Here is a 3032-nt window from a genome sequence, read left to right as displayed (position 1 = left end):
GACGAGGGCTGACCCCCGGTCGGTCGCACCCGGGCCCGCGTCCGCCCCGGCGGCGCGGGCCCGAGCCGTGTCCCGAGCCGTGTCCCGAGCCGTGTCCCGAGCCGTGTCCCGAGCCGGGGGAAGCACCGGGGCAATCGGCGGGGCACGGGCGTGACAGGGGCGTACGCGGATCGTCACAACCCGGTGGCGGCGCCCTTCCGGAGCCGCGCTCCCCTCTTTTGCCCCATGCCCCGACCGCTACGCTGACCGTATGACGAGCGAGGAGCAGCCCACCCCCAGCGCCGCGGCGGCCGCCGGCACCGGCACGCCCGACCGGCCGGAGACCGCGCCCGCCGGAACCGCCGGCGAGCGGATCCGGGCGCTGCTGCGGCTGCGCCCCTACCGGCGACTGTGGACCACCCAGCTGATCGGCGGCACCGCCGACCGGCTCGGCCTGCTGGTGCTGATCGTGCTCACCGTGATCGCGGCCGTGCTCGGCGGGTCGTTCGGCGACCCGCCGCGCAGCCTGCCGCTCGCCGTCGCCGCCGTCCTCGCCACCCGGCTGGCCGCCACCGGACTGGTCGGCGCCGCCCTGCTCGGCCCGGTGCACGGGCTGCTCAGCGGCAAGATCGACCGGCGCTGGACGCTGTTCGGCGCCGACGCGCTGCGCGCCGTGCTGATCGGTGTCGCGCCCTGGTGGATCGTCTGGCTGGGCTCCGGCCCCGAGCCCTCCGGCGCCGCGACCTGGGTCCTGCTCGCCACCGTCTTCCTGACCGGCGCCGCCGAGCGGGTCTGGGCGATCGCCAAGGCCGCCGCCGTCCCCGCGCTGCTGCCGCCCGCCGACGTGTACGCCCCGGCGGCCGAGCGGCGCCCGTCCGCCGCCAACCTGGCCACCGTCCGCGCCCTGGACCACCGCACCGGCTGGGCCACCGTGCCGCTCGCCGCCACCGCCCTGATCGCGCTCACGCTGCTCAACAACGTCTGCGCGGCGCTCGGCTCGGACTGGCTGCGCGCCCACCAGACCACCTTCGCCGCCCTCGGCGCGGCCGCGCTGTTCGCCGTCTCGGCCGCCCGGGTACACCTCCAGGAGCTGCCCGGCGGTCCCGTCAAGGTGCCGCCGGTCTCGCCGCTGCGCGGCCTGCGGGCCCCGACCGATGCGACCCCGGGCCCGGCCCTGGCCAAGGGCCGCACCGGCTCCGCCCCCTACTTCACCTTCGCGGTCTGCGCCGGGTACGCCACGATGGCCGGCGTCGCCGCGCTGGCCCTGCTGACCGCCGCCGAGCACCGCGCCGGGCCGATCGGCTACGGCCTGCTGGTGCTGGCCGCCACCGGCGTCCCCGCGCTCGGCGTCCGGCTCACCCGGGCCGTGCTGCCCTCGCTCTCCCGCCGCCGGCTGCTCGCGCTCGCCCTGCTCACCGAAGGCGTCGCGCTGATCCTGGCCGGCCTGGTGCCGGACTTCGTGCTCGTCCTGCTGCTCACCGTGCTGGCCGCGCTGGCCGCCGGAGTGGCGGTCTCCACCGGCCGCGCCCTGCTCGCCCAGGAGGTCGAGGAGGTCCGGCTGCCGCAGGTCACCGAGCACCTGTACGCGGTGCTGCGGGCCGTGGTCGGCACCGCGCTGGTCGGCGTCCCGCTGATCGCCGCCGCCTACGGGGACGTCGAGTACGGCACGGTCGAGCCCGGCTCGTTCACCTTCATCCACGGCGGCGCCGCCCTCGCGGTCGCCACTGCCGGACTGCTCACCCTGGTACTGGCCGCCGTCGTGCTGCTGCGCACCGACGACCGGCGCGGCACCGTGCCGTTCGGCCGGGACCTGGCCGACGCGGTGCGCGGTGCCGTCGGCCCGGCCCCGCACCGGGCGGGCACCGGCTTCTTCATCGCCCTGGAGGGCGGCGACGGCGCCGGCAAGTCCACCCAGGCCCAGGCGCTCGCCGAGTGGATCCGCGGCAAGGGCCACGAGGTCGTGCTGACCCGCGAGCCCGGCGGCAGCCCGGTCGGCCAGCGACTGCGCAGCCTCGTCCTGGACGTCGGCAACACCGGCCTGTCGCACCGCGCCGAGGCCCTCATCTACGCGGCCGACCGGGCCGAGCACGTCGAGAACGTGATCCGTCCGGCGCTGGCCCGCGGCGCGGTGGTCATCACCGACCGGTACATGGACTCGTCCATCGCCTACCAGGGCGCCGGCCGCGACCTGGCCGCCACCGAGGTGGCCCGGATCTCGCGCTGGGCGACCGGTGGGCTGCTGCCCGACCTGACCGTCGTCCTGGACGTCGACCCGACCCGGGCCCGGGAGCGGTTCACCGAGGCCCTGGACCGGCTGGAGTCCGAGCCGACCGAGTTCCACCAGCGGGTCCGCTCCGGCTTCCTGTCGCTGGCCGCCGCCGACCCGGCGCGCTACCTCGTCGTCGACGGCAGCCAGGCCCCCGGCGTCGTCACCACCTCGATCCGCCACCGGCTCGACCGCGAGCTGCCGCTCTCCGAGCAGGAGAAGGCCGCCCGCGCCGAGCAGGAGCGGAAGGCGGCCGAGGAGGCCCGCCGCCGGGCCGAGGAGGAGGCCCGCAAGCGCGCCGAGGAGGAGGCCGCCGAGCGCAAGCGCCAGGAGGTGCTGGCGCAGCTGTGGGCCGAGCAGGCGGAGAAGGAGCGGCTGGCCACGGAGGAGGCCGAGCGGGCCGCCGCCGAGGCCGCGCGCAAGGCTGCCGAGGAGGCTCGGAAGAAGGCCGAGGAGGAGGCCCGTCGGCAGGCCGAGGAGGAGGCGGAGCGGCGCGCGGAGGACGAGGCGCGCCGGGCTGCCGAGGAGGCCGAGCGCAAGCGGCTCGCCGAGGAGGCGGCCGCCCGCGCGGAGCTCCAGCGGCAGCGCGAGCTGGCGCGCGAGGAGCAGCGGCGCCGCGCGGAGGAGGCGCTGCAGCGGGCCGAGGAGGCACGGCTGGCGCAGGCCGCCGCGCTGGCGGCTGCCGCCGCCGCGGCCGCCGAGGCGGCGGAGCGCGCGGGCTCGGCGGGTGCGGGCTCGGTGGGTGCGGGCGGTGCGGGCGCTGCCGGGGAGGCGGCGACCACCGAGC

The 3032-nt window shown here is 78.1% G+C and carries 1 protein-coding gene; it reads left to right on the top strand.

The genetic code is table 11. The features are described 5' to 3' along the window. Positions 1-250: 250 nt before the first annotated feature. Positions 251-3032 (top strand): dTMP kinase (tmk, locus tag ACFU74_RS36735; protein ID WP_380764480.1); only part of this gene is annotated, 2782 nt, incomplete at its 3' end.

It is taken from the genome of Kitasatospora sp. NPDC057500 (genome assembly GCF_042802195.1).
GTDB lineage: Bacteria > Actinomycetota > Actinomycetes > Streptomycetales > Streptomycetaceae > Kitasatospora.
Note: the sequence above shows the minus strand (reverse complement) of the source record. Positions and strands in the feature narration are given on the sequence as shown.